Source organism: Perlabentimonas gracilis, assembly GCF_011174675.1.
GTDB classification, from domain to species: Bacteria; Bacteroidota; Bacteroidia; order Bacteroidales; family Tenuifilaceae; genus Perlabentimonas; species Perlabentimonas gracilis.
Window position 1 is genome coordinate 1 of sequence record NZ_JAANIG010000047.1, and the last position, 24641, is coordinate 24641.

Below are 24641 nucleotides of genomic sequence, written 5' to 3' on the forward strand. Positions count from 1 at the left end.
AACCTTCGGTATAACAGTCACCATCGGTCGTTTGTCCGTTGGTAAAAATAAATAATAAAATTGTAAAAAAAATGCTTGGTTATTTAGGGTTAAAACAGGGGTATTTGTTTTCATCTTATCAACTCACAATCATCCCATAGTGGAATTGAAATCCCCTAACCGAATTTACTTAACCAAAAAAATAGAACTCACAATCATCCCATAGTGGAATTGAAATGCTCCTTCTTTCCAGCGGGAGAGGGTGAGGATATCCTCACAATCATCCCATAGTGGAATTGAAATACATAAACTCTTCCTTTTGAGAAGGGTTGATATCCTCCTCACAATCATCCCATAGTGGAATTGAAATACGTGAGCGTAGGGGAATGGGGATTCGATAATATCTCACAATCATCCCATAGTGGAATTGAAATTCGCAATTACCTCTCCTGAGTACAGAGCCAACACCCTCACAATCATCCCATAGTGGAATTGAAATCTCGTGCGGAATGTACGTGGCCGCTTTCTCCGATAACTCACAATCATCCCATAGTGGAATTGAAATCTGGGTTCTCGGGCTGGGAGATAGACCGAGGCACCTCACAATCATCCCATAGTGGAATTGAAATATGGCAAATGGTTATTGACGATACAACTACTGAGCTCACAATCATCCCATAGTGGAATTGAAATTAATTCTATAGTTTTCCTCAGCAATTGCCATCTTCTCACAATCATCCCATAGTGGAATTGAAATAACGTCAATTGATTTATTGTAAACTTCACGCAACAACTCACAATCATCCCATAGTGGAATTGAAATTCTACAGCTCTACCATAGCGGCGGTGGGGTTTCAACTCACAATCATCCCATAGTGGAATTGAAATAAAAGATGCGACGAGGTGTGTGGGGCAGTGCCCAACTCACAATCATCCCATAGTGGAATTGAAATATGCCAACGAGGGTGCAGACACCCAAGGGGCAAATCTCACAATCATCCCATAGTGGAATTGAAATACCCATATCCAACTTATCCATCAATCGCTTAATTACTCACAATCATCCCATAGTGGAATTGAAATTTCGAAAAGGAGTAAGAAACCCACCACAGGCGGTCTCACAATCATCCCATAGTGGAATTGAAATCTGGCATAGACAATCATCGTAATCTCAATATTATTCTCACAATCATCCCATAGTGGAATTGAAATTAACGAGGACGACGAACCCGAAGAAACGTTGCTATCTCACAATCATCCCATAGTGGAATTGAAATGTTTGTACACCTTATCCACATCGTAACCAGTTATGCTCACAATCATCCCATAGTGGAATTGAAATTACTCCTTAATCTGTTCTTGCTTGGTTGCTTCAATTCTCACAATCATCCCATAGTGGAATTGAAATTCGAACGAGGTGGCCTTGTAAGCCTTACCCGTTATCTCACAATCATCCCATAGTGGAATTGAAATATAAAATTGCCTCGGCAGCACATACGGAATATCATTCTCACAATCATCCCATAGTGGAATTGAAATACACACACGCTGGTGAGTGGGATCTACCCAAGCTCGCTCACAATCATCCCATAGTGGAATTGAAATAACTATCAATTGCCACTTGCAAAAAGCGCATTTACCTCACAATCATCCCATAGTGGAATTGAAATCTGCTTATGCTTGGCGTTGGCGTGAATACGATACCCCTCACAATCATCCCATAGTGGAATTGAAATTCTACCTAATTGCTCGCATTGGCAACGATGGTATTCTCACAATCATCCCATAGTGGAATTGAAATAAATTATGGTCGATCACGAAAGGGAGATGCTACGAACTCACAATCATCCCATAGTGGAATTGAAATAAACAAACTTAGACTATTCGTTTTACAACGAGGTTCTCACAATCATCCCATAGTGGAATTGAAATATGGTGGAGAATTAATACTAGGAGGAAGAGCTAGCTCACAATCATCCCATAGTGGAATTGAAATTCGCAATTATCTCACCACGCTTCGCAACGTGCAGTCTCACAATCATCCCATAGTGGAATTGAAATCATAGATCTTCTCCTTAGCCATCTCGAACCTCACGACTCACAATCATCCCATAGTGGAATTGAAATTCATAACATCATTTGGTCGACCTCTGAGAGCGCAAGCTCACAATCATCCCATAGTGGAATTGAAATACGGTTAAGCCTGTTAAATTGGTTGGCGATGCCATCTCACAATCATCCCATAGTGGAATTGAAATACGTTAGATGCAGACCTCAAGCATTCCGACTTACTCTCACAATCATCCCATAGTGGAATTGAAATAGCAGATGCTTATCGAGGACTCGATGTACTACTCTCTCACAATCATCCCATAGTGGAATTGAAATGCACTACCGTTTGCTTAATAAGATATTTGGCAAGACTCACAATCATCCCATAGTGGAATTGAAATGTACAATTGTTAGTAACGAAGCCCTGTTTTGCTTCCTCACAATCATCCCATAGTGGAATTGAAATTTAAGTACGGAGGCGATGTGCACGCAGCCTTTATGCTCACAATCATCCCATAGTGGAATTGAAATCTTATCCATTTTTATGGCAATCTCGCCAAGGCCTACCTCACAATCATCCCATAGTGGAATTGAAATAATCGAGGCAGGTTGAAAACTGCTTGGCGGTGATATTCTCACAATCATCCCATAGTGGAATTGAAATCGCGAAGCAATAATAAACTCATCCTTGGCATTAACGGCTCACAATCATCCCATAGTGGAATTGAAATAAATAATTAGCGGCAACTATATAAACTACCGTATTCTCACAATCATCCCATAGTGGAATTGAAATAAATAATTAGCGGCAACTATATAAACTACCGTATTCTCACAATCATCCCATAGTGGAATTGAAATTAGAGAATAATGGTGGAACATCTGTGGCCTTAAATTCTCACAATCATCCCATAGTGGAATTGAAATTAAGGTTTTTTCGAAGTATAAATATGACGCAAAATACTCACAATCATCCCATAGTGGAATTGAAATAGGCAACCAGTACGATTGATGCATTGAGGTTGCACACTCACAATCATCCCATAGTGGAATTGAAATGGGGAAAGGGAAGCGCGACAGAATCGTTCCCCTAAGCTCACAATCATCCCATAGTGGAATTGAAATACAATTTCGAAGGCAAATCGAATGTTGGGGCCTATGCTCACAATCATCCCATAGTGGAATTGAAATCTGGAATCACATTCATCCTAAAATGTTTGCCTGCAACCTCACAATCATCCCATAGTGGAATTGAAATATAGATTTGAGCACACGCTAAAGCATTGCCCCGATACTCACAATCATCCCATAGTGGAATTGAAATGGCGATAAACTTATGAGGGCTATGCCGCACCCAAAGCTCACAATCATCCCATAGTGGAATTGAAATTTAAGAATTAGCTTATACTCGCAGAGCTTGCCAAGCTCACAATCATCCCATAGTGGAATTGAAATATCGAAAATACTTCCCTTTGCCTTGGAGAGTCTTTGCTCACAATCATCCCATAGTGGAATTGAAATAAGAGTGGGATCTGTACACCGCAAAGAAAATGTTTACTCACAATCATCCCATAGTGGAATTGAAATGACGTTTAAGCAAAGCACCTACTTTTAGTGGCTGTCTCACAATCATCCCATAGTGGAATTGAAATATAGATTTGAGCACACGCTAAAGCATTGCCCCGATACTCACAATCATCCCATAGTGGAATTGAAATATGTAAAGCGTATCCCAAGCATCGGTAACGTGGGTCTCACAATCATCCCATAGTGGAATTGAAATCTGCTTATCCTTGCGTAACCAATCGGATAAGCACACTCACAATCATCCCATAGTGGAATTGAAATCTCAATGAAAGTCCACTTAATTACGTTGGAACCCTCTCACAATCATCCCATAGTGGAATTGAAATTACTACGGCGGGCTACCATTAGCTCGTTGTACCACTCTCACAATCATCCCATAGTGGAATTGAAATTTTACAAGCGCGGTGGGTATGGCGACTGGGCGCAATTCTCACAATCATCCCATAGTGGAATTGAAATCTGCACAAAGCGGCGGTCGGACTTATTTTTGCCCTCCTCACAATCATCCCATAGTGGAATTGAAATAAGCAAGGAGAAGGCTGACAAGGTTATGGCAGAAGTCTCACAATCATCCCATAGTGGAATTGAAATTTCAATCTAATCCTATCCCAAACCCAAACCGTAAGGCTCACAATCATCCCATAGTGGAATTGAAATTTGATTCGGGTGCATTCCCCAAGGGGGACTATCAGCTCACAATCATCCCATAGTGGAATTGAAATTCAGGAATATGACCGACGAGGGCGGTATGTTCTTCCTCACAATCATCCCATAGTGGAATTGAAATGCTTAATGAGGGTGGTGGAGAGCAAACCACCTTGGACTCACAATCATCCCATAGTGGAATTGAAATGCTCAAGGTGATGGAGACCAAGATATCGGGCTTGGCCTCACAATCATCCCATAGTGGAATTGAAATTTTCTAAACTTTTTGCTAAGTACAAAAATGAGGAAACTCACAATCATCCCATAGTGGAATTGAAATTCGTATATATAACCGTGTACCCTAACGATATTAAAACTCACAATCATCCCATAGTGGAATTGAAATGCGTTTTTAAAGAATTTGCCGACACCAACAATTTTCTCACAATCATCCCATAGTGGAATTGAAATAAATAATTTCAAAATTAGACAAACCTAAACGCTCAACTCACAATCATCCCATAGTGGAATTGAAATTTAAAACCCTAAAGCAGGGTGAGGTTGGGATACAACTCACAATCATCCCATAGTGGAATTGAAATACGCTATGTTGGGCTTGGTTCGGTTGCGTAGCACACTCACAATCATCCCATAGTGGAATTGAAATACGCTATGTTGGGCTTGGTTCGGTTGCGTAGCACACTCACAATCATCCCATAGTGGAATTGAAATAACCTTATCGTCGGAAAAGGTTTTGGTGGCGGGACTCACAATCATCCCATAGTGGAATTGAAATTAACGTATTTTTTCATTATAATAAAAGTTGTTAAAACCTCACAATCATCCCATAGTGGAATTGAAATAGCGAACTGCTGAAACACCTCAAAAACCCCCGTATCCTCACAATCATCCCATAGTGGAATTGAAATCTCGTTTTTTTCACTTGGCCCAGAAAATTTGACGTTCTCACAATCATCCCATAGTGGAATTGAAATGTTCATGAGCGTGTGGGTAATCGCTATGCCCGTGGCCTCACAATCATCCCATAGTGGAATTGAAATGTGATATGTTCTTTAGTTTCATAAGGCTCTCATTCTCACAATCATCCCATAGTGGAATTGAAATCTGGGATAGGATGAACGAAGCATCTTTCATGTCGACTCACAATCATCCCATAGTGGAATTGAAATCTGTAAAGTGTTTAAATAGCGCATCTTTCTCCCTTCTCACAATCATCCCATAGTGGAATTGAAATACCTTTAAGCGCGCCCTGCTTAATAACGGAATGGTCTCACAATCATCCCATAGTGGAATTGAAATACGAGTTTTTAATGAGCTTATGGCCTCTACCAAAAGCTCACAATCATCCCATAGTGGAATTGAAATACGCAGGTCGATTCCAAAACGGTTCTATTTACCATTCTCACAATCATCCCATAGTGGAATTGAAATAACATATCTGCGCATATTATACGTTTTTCTTAACTCTCACAATCATCCCATAGTGGAATTGAAATTCAACGGCTATGTCACCAATTTTTAGGGATGCTATCTCACAATCATCCCATAGTGGAATTGAAATTTAGCGAGCTCGATGTGGTTGAGAAAGCTATTAACTCACAATCATCCCATAGTGGAATTGAAATAGCGATGCTGGAAGATGGTTCTTATCATAGTACCTCTCACAATCATCCCATAGTGGAATTGAAATACGCTTGTTTTTAAGCAGCCTTTTAGTGGCCTTTACTCACAATCATCCCATAGTGGAATTGAAATGCATATCCACCATAGTTGATTGCATTGCCCTGCTCCTCACAATCATCCCATAGTGGAATTGAAATCGATGTGCTAAATGATGAATTTATAACTGAAACCCCTCACAATCATCCCATAGTGGAATTGAAATCTAAGCCCATCCAGCGTTATGCTTGACGTGTCAGCCTCACAATCATCCCATAGTGGAATTGAAATACCTCAAGGGCTTCGCTTGCAAACATTGTTCGCCCCTCACAATCATCCCATAGTGGAATTGAAATAAATCTTTCATTTCGGTGAGTTTGTATTTACGCTTCCTCACAATCATCCCATAGTGGAATTGAAATGCGATACCCCTGCCTTTTATTGGCTTTTGGAATCCTCACAATCATCCCATAGTGGAATTGAAATCCATCCAAACCAAAAACAAAAAGTTAAAAAATGTTGGCTCACAATCATCCCATAGTGGAATTGAAATTTGTGCTGGGTAAGGTTAAGGATGCTCAGGCACTCCTCACAATCATCCCATAGTGGAATTGAAATCTGTTACCAAGTGGAAGCCCCGCGAGGCCTCAATAGCTCACAATCATCCCATAGTGGAATTGAAATCTCCGAAGCATTCGCACTCAACCCCGCCTGCGTGGCTCACAATCATCCCATAGTGGAATTGAAATTCAATTCAAACCTTTGCTTGTACAGTATCAAGTCCCTCACAATCATCCCATAGTGGAATTGAAATTGCTGGATTTGAGGCATAGGCATTATTACCTAAATTCTCACAATCATCCCATAGTGGAATTGAAATTTGAATGTGCTAAACGTTTCAAGGGTTGGGGCTGTCTCACAATCATCCCATAGTGGAATTGAAATAGTTCAAGTGTTCACCTAGCCGCCAGACGCATTTTGCTCACAATCATCCCATAGTGGAATTGAAATTCGGTTGGAACTATACCTTTATCGTCAATCCATTGTCTCACAATCATCCCATAGTGGAATTGAAATTAACGTATTTTTTCATTATAATAAAAGTTGTTAAAACCTCACAATTATCCCATAGTGGAATTGAAAATTTGGTCGCAGTCGAATGAGAAGTTTTTCCTATGGGAATGTACGGGTGGGTAAGGAAGTAAAATACCAGCGCCACTAAATTTTGGTATGTTGTGGCGCTGAAATTATGGGAGATTGGTTGCTTTACTCAGCTATCTCCGCGCTTTTTTCCTCAAAAGTTGCTTTTGATATTTTTCTGAGGGGATTCATGGTAATAACCCATTTCTCTTTATCGCTGCTTTGGATAACAACAACGTAAATTTTATCGGGATCCTCTTTGTCATCGCAGTAGTGAGCGTATGCGTAGTACACCGATTCAAGGGTGATTACATCGGATGCATATCGTACCTCCTTTATGGCACCATCCCAGCGCTTAAGCTGTTTTTCAAAGTCGGGGCGTTCCATGGCATCCTCGTCGAGCGTCATGCTCATGGCCCAGCTAGCATACTGCTTAAGTAGATCAACATCCTTGGTTTTGTAGGCCAATAGTACTTGCTGTGCAGCCTCCTCGCCGGGAGCGTAGGTTTCCTTTACTTCTAGCTTAAAGTCCTTGGCTTTTTGCTTGCCCTTTTCACCTGTTGACCCACCACCGCATGAGGTAAGTGTTACAATCAGGGCTAGCATTAGTAAACTTGTAATTCGTTTCATAGCTTATTCTTTTAGGTTATCCTACAAATTTAAGCAATGATAGCTAAGGGTGCAAGTTTAAACCCAGTATTCGGTTTTCATCAATCTTGTCGATTTGTAAATCTATCTTCAACCAAACCTATATGCAAGTATTTTAGGGCTGAGTTTAACGTTAAGACTTTGCTGGATGGTGTCGCAGTACTATGATGGTATTTAGTTGAATTGCTAGCATTCACATCATAATAAGCAATAAACTTTACTTGCTCCAACCCTTTGCACGCTCCACAGCATCGGCCCATTTACTCTTTAGGTTGGCGCTTTGGTTGGCATCCATGGTGGCGTCGAACTCCCTATCCAGTTGCCATTGCTTTTTAAGCTCGTCGATATCTTTCCAAAAGCCTGTGGCTAGGCCAGCAAGGTAGGCAGCGCCCAGCGCAGTGGTTTCAACCACTTTGGGTCTTATTACTGGCACACGGAGCATATCGGCCTGGAACTGCATCAGCAGGTTATTGGCCGAAGCGCCGCCATCAACCCGAAGCTCGGTAATCTCCATTCCGGTGTCGCTCTGCATGGCACCAATCACATCCATGGTTTGGTAGGCAATGCCCTCCAGCGCAGCGCGGGCAATGTGGGCGCGGGTTGTGCCGCGGGTTAGCCCAACCATAAGGCCACGAGCGTACTGATCCCAGTAGGGGGCACCCATACCGGTAAAGCTGGGTACAAAATACACATCGCCATTATCATGGGCTTGCGCTGCAAGGGTTTCTATTTCTGCGGATGAGTTTATAATTCCTAGCCCATCCCTAAGCCATTGCACCACGGCACCGCCAATAAATATGCTGCCCTCCAGGGCATAGGTGGTTTCGCCATTAATTTGCCAAGCAATGGTGGTAACCAAATTGTTTTTTGATATAAATGGTTTGTTGCCAGTGTTTTTAAGGATAAAACATCCTGTGCCGTAAGTGTTCTTAACCATTCCCTCGTCAACACACATTTGCCCAAAGAGTGCAGCCTGCTGGTCGCCTGCTATGCCGCCAATGGGCACTTTCGAGGCAAAAAAGGTGGTGTTGGTGTAATCGTAAACCTCGCTCGATGATGCTACACGGGGCATCATTTCGATAGGGATATTTAAAAGATTTAGCAGCTCCTCGTCCCATTCGAGGGTGTTGATATTAAATAGCATGGTGCGGCTAGCATTGGAAACATCGGTAACGTGTGTACGGCCCTGGGTTAATTTCCATACTAGCCACGAGTCAACCGTGCCAAAGGCCAATTCACCTTTCTCTGCCCGTTGTCTTGCTCCATCCACATTGTCGAGTATCCACTTTATTTTCGTTCCGCTAAAGTAGGCGTCAATTACCAGCCCTGTTTTCTCTCGAATTTTTTCTGCTAGGCCTTCAGCTTTAAGCTTATCGCACAATTCCGAGGTTCGTCTATCTTGCCATACTATCGCATTGTAAACGGGCTCACCCGTTTTTTTGTCCCAAACAATGGTAGTTTCGCGCTGATTGGTAATACCAATCCCTGCTAGGTAAGTTCCGTTTATGCTTAGCTTCGACATAGCCTCGGCGGCCACTGCTACCTGCGACGACCATATCTCCCCTGGGTCGTGCTCAACCCATCCGGGTTTGGGAAATATTTGGGTGAACTCCTTTTGTGCTACCGAGTGGATGTTTCCATTGTGGTCGAATAGCAATGCGCGCGAGCTGGTTGTACCTTGGTCCAGAGCTAGGATAAACTTTTCCATAGGGTGGTGTGATGATTTGATTTGAAAACTCGAATATACTAAACTTGCTAAAATTATCGAAGAATGTACTTAGAGGCAACCTTCTCAAATTCTTTAACCTGCATTTCTTCCCACTGCTCATCCTTACCCAGCTCTGCTGCCATAATTTTGGCAACTTTTGGGGCCACAAGCATTGCCTCGCGGGCATCTAGCAAAAGTGCCCGAGTCCTACGCGACAGAAAATCTTCAACCGTTCTGGCCATTTCAAAACGTACAGCCCAAATTACTTGCGCTGCATAAATATTAAGCCTGCAGCTAATTAGCTGTTTAGTTTCAGGATATTTCTCCATCAAATCGGTAATTCCCTTTTTGTCGCTACCGTAAAAATACAGCGGGTCGTTTAGATCTACATACTGTTGATAACCATGCAACTTCAAGTTTTTGGTTGATGTTTGCGTGCGCGACCAACCCTTGGTTTTCTCTACCTTATCAACCATATCCTGCGCCATACGACGGAAGGTGGTCCATTTGCCACCAATCATGGTGAATAGATGCGACGAGGTAACGGTTATCTTGTGGCTACGTGATATTTCTTTGGTTTTCGAGTTCTCGTGCTTTGGTGCAGCCAGCGGACGCAATCCGGCAAATATGCTTAGCACATCGCTACGGCTGGGTGCTTTGGTGAGGTACTTGGCCATTGTAGACAGGATGAACTTAATTTCTTCCTCAAGAGCTACTGGTTCAAGATCGGGGGAGTTTATGGGGGTGTCGGTGGTGCCTACCACAATTTTGTCGTGCCATGGCACGGCAAATAGTACCCTGCCATCATCGGTTTTGGGTATCATTAGGGCGTACCCACCTGGTAGAAAAGATTTGTCGAGCACAAGGTGAATGCCCTGGCTCGGACGAATAGTTTTTCGCTGCCCCGGGCTATCCATTTGCAGGATATCGTCGGCAAAAACGCCTGTGGCATTTATAACAGCTTTTCCGTTTATGGTGTATTCTTTGCCACTCTCTATATCCAAAGCAACCACACCACAAGCAAACCCATTCTCATCTTTTTTGATATTGTTAACCTGTATATAGTTAGCAGCTATTGCGCCGTGCTCAATTGCTGTTTGTAGGGCGTTGATGGCTAAGCGCGAATCGTCGAATTGACCATCATGGTAAACCACACCAGCCGATATTTTTTTCTGGTTAATGGTTGGCAATTTCTCAATGGTTTTCTTTTTCGAAACCCTCAGCGAGCGCCCCAAGCTGTACTTGCCGGCAAGCAAATCGTAAAAAGTAAGGCCAACGGTGTACATCAGCTCGTCGAACAAGCCAAACGTAGGGATAACGAACGATTGGTTTTTTACCAGATGCGGAGCATTTTTAAGCAAACGACCGCGCTCAACGCAGGCCTCGCGTACTAGTGCTAAATCGCCTTGGGCTAAATACCTAACCCCGCCATGCACCAGCTTGGTGCTTTTGCTTGATGTTGATTTGGTAAAGTCGGATTTTTCTAGCAGCACAACGCTGTAGCCTCGGGTTGCAGCTTCGAGGGCAATGCCAATACCAGTTGCACCTCCGCCAATAACGATAAAATCGTATGTTTTTTGGCTTTCGTTTAGTTGCTCTAACGTTTTATCTCTGTTCATAGCTTGTGGGGTTACGATAATAATTACCCTGCAAAAGTAAGTAATAAATTCTAAAAGGAAAGAAAACGAAAGGCAAAAAATTACGAAAAACAACTTTTGCGTAATAGTCGCTTTTGTTGGTATGTTTTTGTAATTTTGCGTGTAAATACAACCCCTGAAAAATGTCGAAAAGTATTGCCCGTCGTCATCAGCATATTCTCAATAGGCTTAAGGAGCAGGGATTTGTGAATGTAAATGAGCTAAGCCAGGAGCTTGGCGTATCGTTGGTAACCATCCGAAAAGATTTAAAGGATTTAGAGGATAGAAACCTACTGCATCGCACCCATGGAAGCGCAACGCTCACTGATCCCTACATTACCGAAAGGAATATCCATGAAAAGGAGAAGATTGGGGTGGAACAGAAACAGCACATTGCAGCCAAGGCCTTAGGGTTTGTTGAGCCCAACGATAGCATTATACTCGCATCGGGTTCCACAATTCTTGAGCTTGCTCGACAAGTCTCAAGCATTAAGCCCTTGTCGGTGGTTACCGCATCACTCAACGTGGCGCAAATTCTTAATATAAACCCCGATATTGAGATACACCAGCTGGGCGGAGTGATTCGAAAGAGTTCCAACTCGGCTGTTGGCCCACCTGCCGAGCGGATGATGCAGGGCTTTAGCTGCAATAAACTCTTTATTGGCGTTGATGGTATTGATCCCGATTATGGACTAACCACAACCAACGCTTTAGAGGCGTCGCTAAACCAGGTAATGATTAGTGCAGCTCAAAAAATTATTGTGCTGGCCGATTCTGCAAAGTTTGGGCGTAGAGGATTTGGGCGTATTTGTAGCTTAACGCAGGTAGATTTAGTAATAACCGACAACGGCATTTCCGAGTCGATGGTTAAACGATTTGCATCGGCAGGAGTAGAGCTGATTATTGCTTAGCGTATTTTTTTTGGCTATTGGCCAATTTCAATTGCATGATTTGTAAAAATAGTTTAGGTTTGAACATCAATAAATATCAAAATAGAATTTTATGAGCGTACTGGTTAATAAGGATTCCCGAATTTTAGTGCAGGGTTTTACTGGGGGCGAGGGCACGTTTCACGCAACCCAAATGCTTGAGTATGGAACAAACGTGGTGGGCGGTGTAACGCCAGGTAAGGGCGGACAAACGCATCTCGATTTGCCGGTGTTTAACACTGTTGCCGATGGAGTTAAGCAAGCTGGAGCCAACGTTTCTGTAATATTTGTCCCCCCCGCCTTTGCTGCCGATGCCATTATGGAGGCCGCCGACGCTGGAATAAAGGTTATTGTGTGTATCACCGAGGGTATTCCTATTGCCCAGATGGTAAACGTAAAACAGTATCTTTCTGAAAAAACTGATGTTAGGCTTATTGGGCCTAACTGTCCTGGAATTATTACACCCGATGAGGCTAAGGTGGGTATTATGCCAGGCTTTATCCATAAAAAAGGGAGTGTTGGGGTAATATCGCGCTCTGGAACGCTTACCTATGAGGCGGTTGACCAGCTAACCAAGGTTGGCCTTGGCCAAACCACTTGCATTGGTATTGGCGGCGATCCCATTGTGGGAACCACAACCCTTGATGCCATTAAGCTGTTTAATGATGACCCTGAAACTGAGGGTATAGTTATGATAGGCGAGATTGGTGGAAGCATGGAGGCCGATGCGGCCTATTGGATTAAGGAAAACTGTAAAAAGCCTGTGGTTGGTTTTATTGCCGGACAAACCGCACCTAAGGGGCGACGTATGGGCCACGCCGGGGCAATTATTGGTGGTGCCGACGATACCGCTGCAGCGAAAATGAAGATTATGACCGAGTGTGGTATTCATGTGGTTGATTCGCCCGCGAATATTGGCTCTACTATGCTTAATGCTCTAAAAAAGTAAGCCTTTGGATACTTAAAACTAAATTCTTGATGCTAATTTGGAACGCTTTGGCAGGTAGGCTAAAGCTTGCCTTAGTACTTTTGCTTATCGTTCATAGCGTTGTTGCCTTTGCACAGCGCGATGTCATTGCCTTTGAGCGCATATCTGTTGAGGATGGCCTGTCGCAAAACACAGTGTATGCAATACTTAGGGATCATAAAGGCTTTTACTGGTTTGGTTCCGACGATGGTTTGAATAGGTACGATGGTGTTAAGTTTAAAACTTTTACCCATAAGGCAAGCGATAGCTTATCGCTAAGTAACAATAGGATTTTATCTATCATTGAAGATTCAAAGAAAAGGCTTTGGGTTGGTACCATAGGCGGGGGGCTTAATCTATTTGACCGGGTAACCGAAACCTTTAATCGGTATAGCCTAAGCAACAATCGGGTTATGGCTCTGCTTGAGGATCCAAGCGGCAAAATCTGGGTTGGCACAGCCGATGGTGGCTTAAATCTTTTCGATCCCCAAACCGGCCAATTCAAGGTGTATAAAAATTCGGTGGGAAACTCCAAGCTGCTCCCAAGTAATGTGATACGCTCCCTTTTTATCGATTCAGGAGGAAAACTTTGGGTCGGAACCGACAATGGTATTGCTACTTACAATCGCACTGAGGATTCTTTTGAATTTTTTACTGTTCTTAACCCTAACGGGACAACCTATAGCACAAAAATTATTCGAAGATTTTTCGAAGATTCATCAGGAACAATTTGGATAGCTACAGACGAGGAGGGTCTTATCAGGTATTGTCCAGCCGATGAAAAATTTGTCATTTACCGTTACAATCCGCATAGAGAGAATACGCTGCCTAGCAATACGGTTCATGATATGTATGAGGATGATAATGGCTATCTGTGGATTGCTACTTACGGAGGCCTAAGCAAGTTTAATCCATCGACCGAAACATTTACCAACTACCAGAACTGCTTACACGATTCCCAAAGCATTTCGAGCAACCTCGTTCGAACCCTGTTTGAGGATGAGTTGGGGATTCTTTGGATTGGGACTAACAATAACGGAATTAATAAATTCGACAGAAAAGGCAAGCGGTTTACCGTGTATCGAAACTTACCGGGAAGTGCATTTAGTCTGCCTTCAACATCCATAAGTTCTATTCTCGAAGATGATGAGGGAGTGGTTTGGATGGGAACCTACGGTGAAGGTTTGATTAAGTTTGATATTAAAAGTGAGAATTTCGAGTATCACCGATCTAGTAACCATACTGCTTACGCATTACCCAATAATTATGTAACATCAATAGCTCAGGATCATAATGGTTACCTGTGGATAGGTACGAATAAAGGTTTGGCTAAATTCGACAAGCAAACCAATCGGTTTAAAACCGTAGGGGATAATTTTTTGCTACAAAGTCAGCTGCCCGAGAATAGAATAAGGTATGTGTTTGTCGATAGAGAAAATGTAATTTGGGTTGCAACACTTAACCGCGGTATCAGCCGGCTTACGCCCGATGAGAAATCGTTTGAAACCTTTGCATTTAAACCTTACGACACAACCACTATTACTCAAAACAGGCTTACATCACTATTCGAAGACTCATTCGGGAACTTTTGGGTTGCCACAAGCCATGAAGGCCTAAACCTTTTCGACAGGGAAAAAGGGCAGGTTCTCCAAGTTTACAAAAAGGATATGGTTGATTCCGTGGCAATATCATCCGATAGGGTGCTTTGCTTTCACCAGGATAGTAAAGATCGACTTTGGCTTGGATCCAATGAGGGGCTAAACTTATATAACTATACCGATAGAACGTTTAAGAACTATACAACCTCTGATGGCCTCCCCAGTAATGTGATTTATGGTATTGAGGAGGATGGTAATGGTAGGTTATGGATGAGTACAAACAAAGGCATATCGTGCCTGGATTATAGCAACCCCTCTAATCCTGTTTTTAGAAATTACGACAAGTACGATGGGTTTCCTTTAAACGAGTTCTCTCTAGATGCTAGTTGTAAGCTAAGTTCGGGTGAAATTCTTTTTGGAGGGATAAATAATTTTATTGCTTTCGACCCCCTCGATATTTATGATGATACCATTCCTCCACTGGTATATATTCAGGAGGCTACGGTGTCGCAGCATGAGCAGGATGGAAATCAATCTGGCGACGAATTGGTTGTTAACCTGTTGTATAAAGATTCCTTGGTACTTAGCTACTCGCAAAACAACATCTCGTTTCACATTACTGTTATCCATCCGCGGTCTCCTCAAAAGAATAGGTATAAGTATATGCTCGAGGGTTTCGACTCAAAGTGGATTGAGCCCACCTTTGTTCAGCAGTTCGTGCGATACACAAATCTTAAGCCCGGCAACTATACTTTTAGGGTGATAGCTGCTAACTCCGATGGGTTTTGGAATGAACAGGGCGATTCGGTGTACTTAACAATTCGAAAACCCTTTTGGAACAGATGGTGGTTCTATGTGCTGGTATCAATTATTTTCCTAGCAGTTGCTTACCTGTTGGCACGTTTTCGAGATAACCGATTGATGCATTCAAAGGCACAGCTTGAGGATATGGTGAATGAACGAACCCAAGAACTTTTTACTAAAAGCCAGGAACTGCTTATCCAGTCGGAGCGTTTGCAGCAAGCCAATGAGGAGATTAGGGCTACTTCGGAGGCCCTATCTGAGCAGAACGAACTACTTAAGGGAAAGAATGAGGAGATAACACTAAAAAACCAGGAGCTTGAGGAGCAGAAGAATTCTTTGGCCAACCTGGCTTGGGAACTACAGGATAAGAATGAGGAGATAACAGCCCAACGAAACGAAATTGAGCGACAAAAGAAGGAAATCACTGACTCCATCTTCTACGCTCAGCGTATTCAGCAAGCGGTATTGCCAAGCCAGGATCAAATTAAAGAGCTCTTCTCCGAATTCTTCATATTTAATAGACCCAAAAGTATTGTTAGCGGCGACTTTTACTGGGCTACACGCATAGGCCGGCATAGGGTTGTTGCCGTTGTCGATTGTACAGGCCACGGAGTTCCCGGAGGCTTTATGAGCATGCTGGGTGTTTTAATGCTTAACGAGGTAATATCCCTAAGGGGGATTGTCGATCCCGCCAAAGCGCTGAATCAGCTCCGCCAGGGAATCATATCGGTATTACACCAAAAGGGCGATTTTTCCGATGCGGCTGATGGCATGGATCTTTCGCTTTGCGTAATTGATGATGTGGATAAAACGCTAACCTATTCAGGAGCCAATAGCTCAATGGTGATTTTTGAACCCAACGCCAACCAAGGCGAGGAGATAACGGTGTTGCGTTCCGATAGGATGCCCATTGCCTATCATCCACTCATGAAATCGTTTACCAATAAGGTGGTATCGCTAACCAATGAAACCGTTATCTTTTTATACTCCGATGGTATTGTTGATCAGTTTGGTGGCCCTAGGAATAAAAAGTTTCAACACCACAGGCTTGTCGATTCAATACTATACAATAAAGACTTGCCCCTCGAGACTCAGGGTATTGTAATAGAGCAAACTTTCGATAAGTGGAAAGGCAAAACTTATCAGGTTGATGATGTGCTAGTTATGGGGCTTAGGGTTTAAGCGGTTACTCGTTTCGCTTCAGTGCCTCCCAAATAATCTCTACTGGATGTTGCGCATCCTTGCTAGTCCCATCTTTAATTTGATGTCGGCAGCTAGTGCCTGGAGCGGCAATCTTTACTCCACTTGGGGTTTTTCTTACCTCTGGGAAAAGAACTAGCTCGCCCACTTTCATCGACAGGTCGTAGTGCTCCCTCTCGTAGCCAAATGCACCTGCCATTCCGCAGCATCCGCTGGGTATCTCCTCCACACTATAGTTCTCTGGGAATGAAAGCATAGCCTTTGTTTCACTTGTTGAGGCAACGGCCTTTTGCTGGCAATGCCCATGGAGTTTAATGCTTCGCTTATCCACGGTAAATTGTTCCTTTGTAATTTGGCCGGCTTCGACCTCACGCATAAAAAATTCCTCAAACAGCAAGCAATGCTTGGCCAATTCTATTGCTTTGAGCTTGTTGGTATCATCAACAAGTTCAGGATATTCATCTCTAAAGCTCAGAATGGCCGAAGGTTCAATACCAATGAGAGGGGTCTCTTCGTATATCAATTCGCTTAGAGTCTGGGTGTTGCTGTTGGCAATGCGCTTGGCGGTGTTTAGCAAACCCTTCGATATGTAGGTTCGTCCACTTTCCGATATTTTTGGGATTTCCACTTGGTAACCTAGGTGCTCAAGCACCTCAATGGCCTTAACTCCTATGTGAGTATCGTTGTGGTTGGTAAACTCATCGGCAAATAGGTATACCTTTTTCCCTTCTGAAGGTTTAGTGTTCTTTTTGTGCCATTGTTTTAGGGTTAAATTTTGTAGTAGGGTCAGCTGGCGCTTAGGGGCAAATCCTAGGGCTCGGGTCATTAACCCCTTTGTAAATGCATTGGATAGAAAAAAATTTGTGATCCTCGGAAATATTTGCCCAACGGAGTATACCTTGGTGATGTTGGCAATAAGCCAGCTGCGCAGCGGTACTCGGTGCGACTTGTACCATTGATAAAGGAACTCGGCTTTGAGCTTGGCCATATCAACACTCGAGGGGCACTCGCTTTTGCATCCTTTGCACGAAAGGCATAAATCCAAAATATCGTATATCTCCTTATGATTAAAAGGGTTTTGCCTATCGCTATTGGTAATAAATTCCCTAAGGATATTTGCCCTAGCGCGTGTGGTATTGGCCTCATGACGTGTAGCCATATAGCTTGGGCACATGGTACCACCTGCCATCTCGGTTTTTCTACAATCACCCGATCCATTACATTTTTCTATGGCCCTGAGCATACCGCCAACCTTTGTGAAGTCCATTAAGGTCTCTACCTCGCGCATTTTATTGCCCGGGATGTAACGCAGGTTGGTGTTATTGGGTGGCGTGTCAACAATTTTGTTTGGGTTAAATATGCCGCTAGGATCCCAAGCTTTTTTAACCTCTTTCATTAGGTTGTAAACCTTATCGCCCACTAGCACAGGTATTAGCTCGCCACGCAGGCGTCCATCGCCATGCTCTCCGCTCATTGACCCTCGATACTTTTTCACAAGGTGAGCCACCTCAAAAGCTATGGTTCGGAAAAGTTCTACATCGCCCTTATCCTTAAGGTTTAGCACAGGTCTAAGGTGCAATTCACCGCTACCAATGTGTGCGTGGTAAACGCAGTCGAGATTATGGCTGCTCATAATCTTTTCGAAATCGGCCATGTAGTTGGGCAAATCCTCCACATCCACAGCTGTATCCTCCACTAGCGATACAGGCCTTGCATCGCCCTCGATGTTGGAGAGCACCCCAAGCCCCGCTTTGCGCAGTGCCCAAACCTTACCAATATCGGTACCCCAAATCACAGGGAAGTGATATCCGTAACCAGCCTGCCTCATCTCTATCTCCATTTGCTTGGTAATGGCTTCTATCTCCTCGGCAGTCTCGCGGGCAAACTCAACAATTAGAACTGCACCTGGATCGCCCTGAATAAAGAACCGATTCTTACGCTGCTCAATATTACCTTTGGTGCATTCAAGTATAAGGTTGTCCATCAGCTCCACAGCACCTGGCTTGTGATTTAGCGCAATGAGGTTGGCTTTAAATGCCTCGTCGCGGTTAGCTAAGTGCACACATACCAATGCTTTTTGTTTTGGGGGTAAAGGAACCAGGCTCAACTTTATCTCGGTGATAAAACCAAGCGTACCCTCAGAGCCAGCAATTAGGTTGCAGAAGTTAAAGGGTAGTGATGTGTTGCCAAATACCTCGTTCTGCATAAGCAGGTCAAGGGCATAGCCTGTATTTCTTCTTCGGATGGAGGGCTTAGGAAACTGCTGGGCTATTTCGTTCCTATGCTCCTCAACGGAGAGCATATCGTAAATCTTTCTGTATAGGTCGCCTTCCCGATTGTTAAGCATCAACTTCTTTTCGAATTCGATCTTGGATAATGGGCCAAACTCGTACTCATTACCATCATCTAGCATCATCTTTACGGCAATGGTGTGGTCTCTTGTGCTTCCGTAAATTATGGAGTGCGAACCGCAGGAGTTATTGCCCACCATTCCGCCCATCATACATCGGTTCGATGTGGATGTTTCGGGGCCAAAGAAAAGCCCGTGGTGTTTAAGCTGCTGGTTCAGCTCATCAAGAATCACCCCTGGTTCAACGCAAACCCACTTTTCGGCAATGTTTAGTTCAATGGTACTTCCCCAGTATCGCGACATATCAACAATAATGCCCTTTCCCACTACCTGGCCAGCTAGCGAGGTGCCTGCTGTACGTGGAATTAATGGCATACCCAGCTTTAGGGCAATGGCAATAAGCTTTTTAAGATCCTCTTTGGTTTTGGGTAGCGCAACGGCATCGGGTATTTCGCGGTAAGCCGATGCATCGGTGGCGTATTGAAGGCGAGTTGAGATGTCCCAATAAACATCGCCATCAAAATCTTTTGCAAGCTTCTCTAAGTGAAAAGTGGGAACCATACTATTTACTTTCTGATGATTTGATGAATTTGTAAAAGTATCCATTTTACTGTTATTGTGTAGATATTTTATGGCAAAAAATCTTGCAGCATCATATCAAGTTCACAGTATATTTTTTAAATATCCAAGGGGGCATTATATATGTCTCGTTGATATTTACTAAATTCGATATAACTTTTTATCAATCTATGATTTTTGCACGTAATTTAGTGTTGATTACTACTTGGTTTTTGTTGTTACTTTCTGGTGGGCATTGTCTTTTTGCAGCTAAAGGTGCATTTCCTCAGCAACAAGATCAGGTGGAAATTACTATTACCTCCAACGATGATGCTATTATTTATGTCGATGGTGCAGTAAAAGGAACTTCATCGTGGTCTGGAATGGTATCGGTTGGTAGGCATAAGATTAGGGTCGAGAAGGAGAATTACTTTTCTCGCGAGTACGAGATTGTGACGGTGCGGGGTAGAGAGCTAAAGATTGATTTGATGCTTACCCCCAAGTCGGGCACTATTGATATTGTGACCGATCCGCCTCAGGCAATGATTAGCATTAACGGTCGAATGTATGGCTTTTCACCCCGTACTATAAGCGATTTACCCTATGGCGAGTACACTGTTACCGTTGAAAAGCCCGAGTATTCAAGAGTGGTTCGAAGGGTGGTGATTAACGATGTAAAGCCTGTAAAGTTAGAACTTTCTCTCTATTCGGGGCGCGAGGTACTGCTTAAAACTATCCCCCAAGGAGCAAGTGTGTTTCTTGAGGGTGAGCTGCTGGGAACTACACCGCTTACCATTTGGCTTAAGTATGGAACCCACCTAATAAAATTTGAGAAGGACGACCTTAGTCTGGCCGAAAATGTTGTGGTGTCGCAATCGGGTAAGAAGAGTTTTGAGTATAGCCTCAGGGTTAGTAATGATCCATTCGATAATCAAATGGTTTTTGTAAAAGGCGGAACGTTCCGTATGGGCGATAGCTTTGGTGATGGTAACAGGGAGGAGAAACCTGTTCATCAGGTAACGGTTAGTGATTTTTACATAGGGAAGTACGAGGTAACCCAAGCCCAATGGGTGGCCATAATGGGTAGTAACCCCAGCCATTTTGCGGGTTGCGATAATTGCCCCGTTGAGCGAGTTAGCTGGTTAGATGTGCATGAGTTTTTAGCTAAGGTAAATGAACTAACGGGAAAGAGTTACCGACTTCCAACAGAGGCAGAGTGGGAGTATGCTGCAAGAGGTGGGCAGGAGAGTAGAGGGTTTAGGTATGCTGGGAGAAATAATATCAATTTTGTGGCGTGGTATTCAGGTAATAGTGGCAATAAAACTCATCCGGTTGGACAAATGGAACCCAATGAGCTGGGCATATACGATATGAGCGGAAATGTGTGGGAGTGGACCTTCGACTGGTTCGATTTCTATACTGACACCCCAACTCCAACCGAAAATCCTTCGGGGCCCGAGAATGGTGATTTTAGAATTGTAAGAGGAGGTAGCTGGTACGGTTACATTGGTGGCAGTAGAGTAGCCTGCCGAGGTAGTGACGACCCTAGCAATAAACGGAGTTACATCGGTTTTAGAGTAGCCCATCCGGCCGATGATAAATGATGTTATATATCATTGTTCTAAAACAGGTGGTGGTGGTAATCCCCTAGTATACCCAACTTTCTGTAAATGAATGAGGATGACAGGGCTTGCACCTGTTAAAAATTTAACAAAGACACTTTCGGTTTAGGATGATTTTTCGTAATTTTGGGTGTTCATTTTTTAGAATACAACTTTCTGTAAATCAAATACTAAAATTACCCCAATGATTATTCTTGTTCTGAACTGCGGCAGCTCATCGATTAAGTACCAAGTAATCGACATGTGTGAAAAGGAAAAACTCCTAGCTAAAGGTCTGGTTGAGCGTGTAGGGCTTACCGATGGAATACTAACCCACAAACCCGAGGGCAAAGAGCGCTACGAGGTTATTAAGGACATCCCCGACCATACTGTTGGGATCAATCTTATCCTAAAAGCTTTGGTTGATAAGAGCCATGGCGTTATCACCAGCCTCGATGAGATTAAGGCTGTTGGTCATAGGGTGGCTCACGGTGGAGAGTTTTTTACCGAGAGTAGCTTGGTTGATGAGAGGGTGAAAATGGAGATTGAGAAGTGTATTGAACTTGCTCCACTTCACAACCCTGCCAACCTTAAGGGTATAATTTCTATGGAGAACCTACTCCCTGGAGTGCCACAGGTTGCCGTGTTCGATACCTCGTTCCATCAAACCATGCCAAAGCATGCGTATCTGTACGCCATTCCTTACGAGTACTACGAGAACCTTAAGATTCGTAAGTATGGTTTCCATGGCACAAGCCATAAGTACGTTGCCAAAAAGGCTTGCAAAATGTTGGGAATGGATTTCGAAACCAGCAAGATTATCACCTGCCATTTAGGCAACGGAGCTTCTATAGCAGCCATTAAGAACGGAAAATCAGTAGATACATCAATGGGCTTTACTCCAGTTGATGGTCTAATTATGGGTACTCGTTGTGGAAGTATCGACCCAGGGGTACTACTCTACATTGCCGAAAGAGAAAATCTAAACTTCAAGGGTATTAGCGACCTAATCAACAAGAAGAGTGGAGTAACAGGTATTTCAGGCGTTTCGTCCGATATGCGCGATTTAGAGAATGCAGCTGCTGATGGACACGAAAGAGCAAAGCTGGCGCTTGAGATGTACTTCTACAGGGTTCAGCAGTTTATTGGTTCATACGCCGCAGCTATGGAGGGTGTAGACCTAATTATTTTTACCGGTGGAATAGGTGAGAATGACAGCGTACTTCGCGAGAAAGTGTCATCTTCTCTAGCCTTTATGGGCGTTGATTTCGACCCTGCTGCCAACAGAGGCGTTCGCGGAAAGGATCAGCTGCTTACCAAGCCCGAGTCTAAGGTTAAGGTAATGGCAGTTACCACCAACGAGGAGCTGGTTATTGCTTCAGACACTGCGCAAATTGTCGCTCGCATAAAAAAATAAGATTGCAATTAAATCTGTAAACTTTAAAACATACAAACGATGGCTATAACAAAACTCGATCAACTTTTTGATGTTCTAAGGAGTAAACCCAAAAAGCGCCTAGTGGCTGCTTTTGCCAACGACGATCATACCATTGAGGCTGTAAGCATGGCAGTGGATATGGGAATTGTTGATGCTACCCTTGTGGGCGATGAGGCAACCATAAAAGAAGTTAGCGCCAAGCATAATATCGATCCTTCGAAATTCAAAATCGTTCAGGAGAACGATGAGATGAAGGCAGCCGCTAAAGCGGTTGAACTAATCAACAATGGCGAAGGCGATGTGCTCATGAAGGGGCTTGTGAGCACCGACAAGTATATGCGGGCTATTTTGAATAAGGAAAAGGGCCTACTCCCTCCCAAGGCAGTTCTTAGCCACGTAACCGTGGTACAGGTTCCTACCTATCACAAGCTGCTTATTGTGGGTGATGTTGCCATTATTCCTGCTCCCGACTTGAACCAAAAGGTTGCCATTACTAACTACTTGGTTAAAACGGCTCACTCCCTTGGTATCGAGAAGCCAAAAGTAGCGCTGCTTGCTGCAACCGAGCAGGTATCGGCAGCTATGCCAGCATGTGTTGATGCAACCATCATCTCTAAAATGGGCGATCGTGGTCAGATTAAGGGTGCGCTAATTGATGGCCCTTTGGCCTTGGATGTGGCAATTGATGCCGAATCAGCCAAAATTAAAAAGCTTACCGGTGAGGTGGCTGGCGATGCCGACTGTATCCTATTCCCCAATATCGAGAGTGGTAACGTATTCTTTAAAGCGTGCACCAAGTTGGCAAAGGGTGAACTGGGTGCAATGGTTATGGGAGCTAAAGTACCGTGCGTTCTTACATCTAGAGGCGATAGTGTTCAATCAAAAATGTACTCAATTGCTTTGGCTGCTAACGCTGCCAAGTAAGATAAATAAACTACAATGGACGAATTCCTAATTCTAGCCATAAATCCAGGTTCAACTTCTACCAAGATCGCTGTTTACCAAAATGCTAAGTCGGTTTTTCTTAAAACCCTTAGGCATAATTCTGATGAGTTGGTTAAGTTCAAGCGAATAACCGATCAGTTCGAATTCCGTAAAGATATAATTCTTAAGGAGCTGGAGGAAGCAGATATTGATATCAATAAGATTTCAGCAGTTGTTGGTCGCGGAGGATTAATAAAGCCCATTGAGTCGGGAGTTTACTATGTGAACGACCGAATGAAGGAGGATCTTAAGAATAGCATCAGGGGTGAGCATGCCAGTAACCTTGGCGCTCTAATTGCCGACGATATTGCTCGTAGCCTACCTAGCGCTAAGGCCTACATTGCCGACCCTGTCGTGGTTGACGAACTGCAAGATGTAGCCCGAATTTCTGGTCATCCAAAGTTTGAGCGGGTTTCAATTTTCCATGCACTGAATCAGAAGGCCATTGCGCGTCAATATGCCAAAAGCCTCGATAAGAAGTATGAGGAGTTGAATATCATTGTTGCTCATCTTGGTGGTGGCATCTCTGTTGGTGCTCATAGCAATGGACGAGTTATTGATGTTAACAATGCGCTCGATGGCGAGGGGCCATTCTCTCCCGAAAGGGCTGGTACAGTTCCTGCTGGGCAGCTTGCCAAGCTTTGCTTTAGCGGCGAGGTAACCTACGATGAGGTGAAGAAAATGCTTACCGGACAGGGTGGATTGGTTGCGCATGCCGGAACCAACGATGCCTATGAGATTGAAATGAAGGCAAAGGCTGGCGATAAGAAAGCTCAGCTACTTCAGGATGCAATGTCGTACAATATTGCCAAGAACATTGGTCAAATGGCTGCTGTTCTTAAGGGTAGGGTTGATGGTATTCTCCTTACTGGAGGAATTGCCCACAACACCTTCCTGGTGGAGTACGTTAAGGAGATGGTAGGGTTTATTGCTCCCGTTGCCGTTTATCCTGGTGAGGACGAGATGCAAGCCCTAGCGCTTAACGGACTTATGGTGCTTCGGGGCGATGTATTACCCCACGAGTATAAGTAGTTAGCCCACTAGCATCCGAAAGTACGAAATTTAAAAATGCCCTCAGAATCCCCTATTTTTGAGTTCGACAAAAAACTTTAAAATTATGGGACTCTTCAGGCGAA

The 24641-nt window shown here is 43.6% G+C and carries 11 protein-coding genes and 1 CRISPR repeat array; of the genes, 7 read left to right on the forward strand and 4 right to left on the reverse strand.

Annotated features, from left to right (window positions below; genetic code table 11):
* Positions 1-122 precede the first annotated feature (122 nt).
* Positions 123-7087: a CRISPR direct-repeat array (repeat unit 30 nt; unit sequence CTCACAATCATCCCATAGTGGAATTGAAAT).
* Positions 7088-7209: 122 nt separating this feature from the next.
* The 3 genes from G8O23_RS15340 to G8O23_RS15350 form a co-directional block, all read right to left on the reverse strand.
* Entirely contained in the window at positions 7210-7713 is a 504-nt protein-coding gene (locus tag G8O23_RS15340) for a hypothetical protein (protein ID WP_166366438.1), read from the reverse strand.
* Positions 7714-7948: 235 nt separating this feature from the next.
* Positions 7949-9439 (reverse strand): glycerol kinase GlpK, encoded by a 1491-nt coding sequence (gene glpK, locus G8O23_RS15345; protein ID WP_166366440.1) that lies wholly within the window; start codon positions 9437-9439, stop codon positions 7949-7951.
* A gap of 53 nt (positions 9440-9492) precedes the next feature.
* Positions 9493-11058 (reverse strand): glycerol-3-phosphate dehydrogenase/oxidase, encoded by a 1566-nt coding sequence (locus G8O23_RS15350; protein ID WP_166366442.1) that lies wholly within the window; start codon positions 11056-11058, stop codon positions 9493-9495.
* A gap of 161 nt (positions 11059-11219) precedes the next feature.
* Between G8O23_RS15350 and G8O23_RS15355 the strand changes: the two genes are divergently transcribed.
* The 3 genes from G8O23_RS15355 (at position 11220) to G8O23_RS15365 (ending at position 16556) form a co-directional block, all read left to right on the forward strand.
* The gene (locus G8O23_RS15355; RefSeq protein ID WP_166366444.1) at positions 11220-11987 is read left to right on the forward strand and encodes a DeoR/GlpR family DNA-binding transcription regulator; all 768 of its coding nucleotides are present in this window, start codon (positions 11220-11222) and stop codon (positions 11985-11987) included.
* A 91-nt stretch (positions 11988-12078) separates the two neighbouring features.
* Positions 12079-12954 (forward strand): succinate--CoA ligase subunit alpha, encoded by an 876-nt coding sequence (gene sucD / locus G8O23_RS15360; RefSeq protein ID WP_166366446.1) that lies wholly within the window; start codon positions 12079-12081, stop codon positions 12952-12954.
* A gap of 29 nt (positions 12955-12983) precedes the next feature.
* A complete protein-coding gene (locus tag G8O23_RS15365) occupies positions 12984-16556 on the forward strand; it encodes a ligand-binding sensor domain-containing protein (protein WP_166366448.1) in 3573 nt (1190 codons plus the stop codon).
* 4 nt (positions 16557-16560) lie between these two features.
* Here G8O23_RS15365 and G8O23_RS15370 read toward each other — a convergent pair whose 3' ends face one another.
* On the reverse strand, positions 16561-19530 hold the full coding sequence (locus G8O23_RS15370; protein WP_235942312.1) for an FAD-binding and (Fe-S)-binding domain-containing protein: 2970 nt from the start codon (positions 19528-19530) through the stop codon (positions 16561-16563).
* Positions 19531-19784: 254 nt separating this feature from the next.
* Here G8O23_RS15370 and G8O23_RS15375 point away from each other — a divergent pair, with 254 nt between their 5' ends.
* The 4 genes from G8O23_RS15375 (at position 19785) to buk (ending at position 24537) form a co-directional block, all read left to right on the forward strand.
* Positions 19785-21086, forward strand: coding sequence for an SUMF1/EgtB/PvdO family nonheme iron enzyme (locus G8O23_RS15375; protein WP_166366458.1), 1302 nt, complete (start codon positions 19785-19787; stop codon positions 21084-21086).
* Positions 21087-21288: 202 nt separating this feature from the next.
* The gene (locus G8O23_RS15380) at positions 21289-22500 is read left to right on the forward strand and encodes an acetate/propionate family kinase (protein WP_166366460.1); all 1212 of its coding nucleotides are present in this window, start codon (positions 21289-21291) and stop codon (positions 22498-22500) included.
* Positions 22501-22539: 39 nt separating this feature from the next.
* Positions 22540-23445: a bifunctional enoyl-CoA hydratase/phosphate acetyltransferase gene (locus G8O23_RS15385; RefSeq protein ID WP_166366462.1), complete on the forward strand. Its 906-nt coding sequence runs from the start codon at positions 22540-22542 to the stop codon at positions 23443-23445.
* A gap of 15 nt (positions 23446-23460) precedes the next feature.
* A complete protein-coding gene (gene buk, locus G8O23_RS15390; protein WP_166366464.1) occupies positions 23461-24537 on the forward strand; it encodes a butyrate kinase in 1077 nt (358 codons plus the stop codon).
* Positions 24538-24641: the final 104 nt, after the last annotated feature.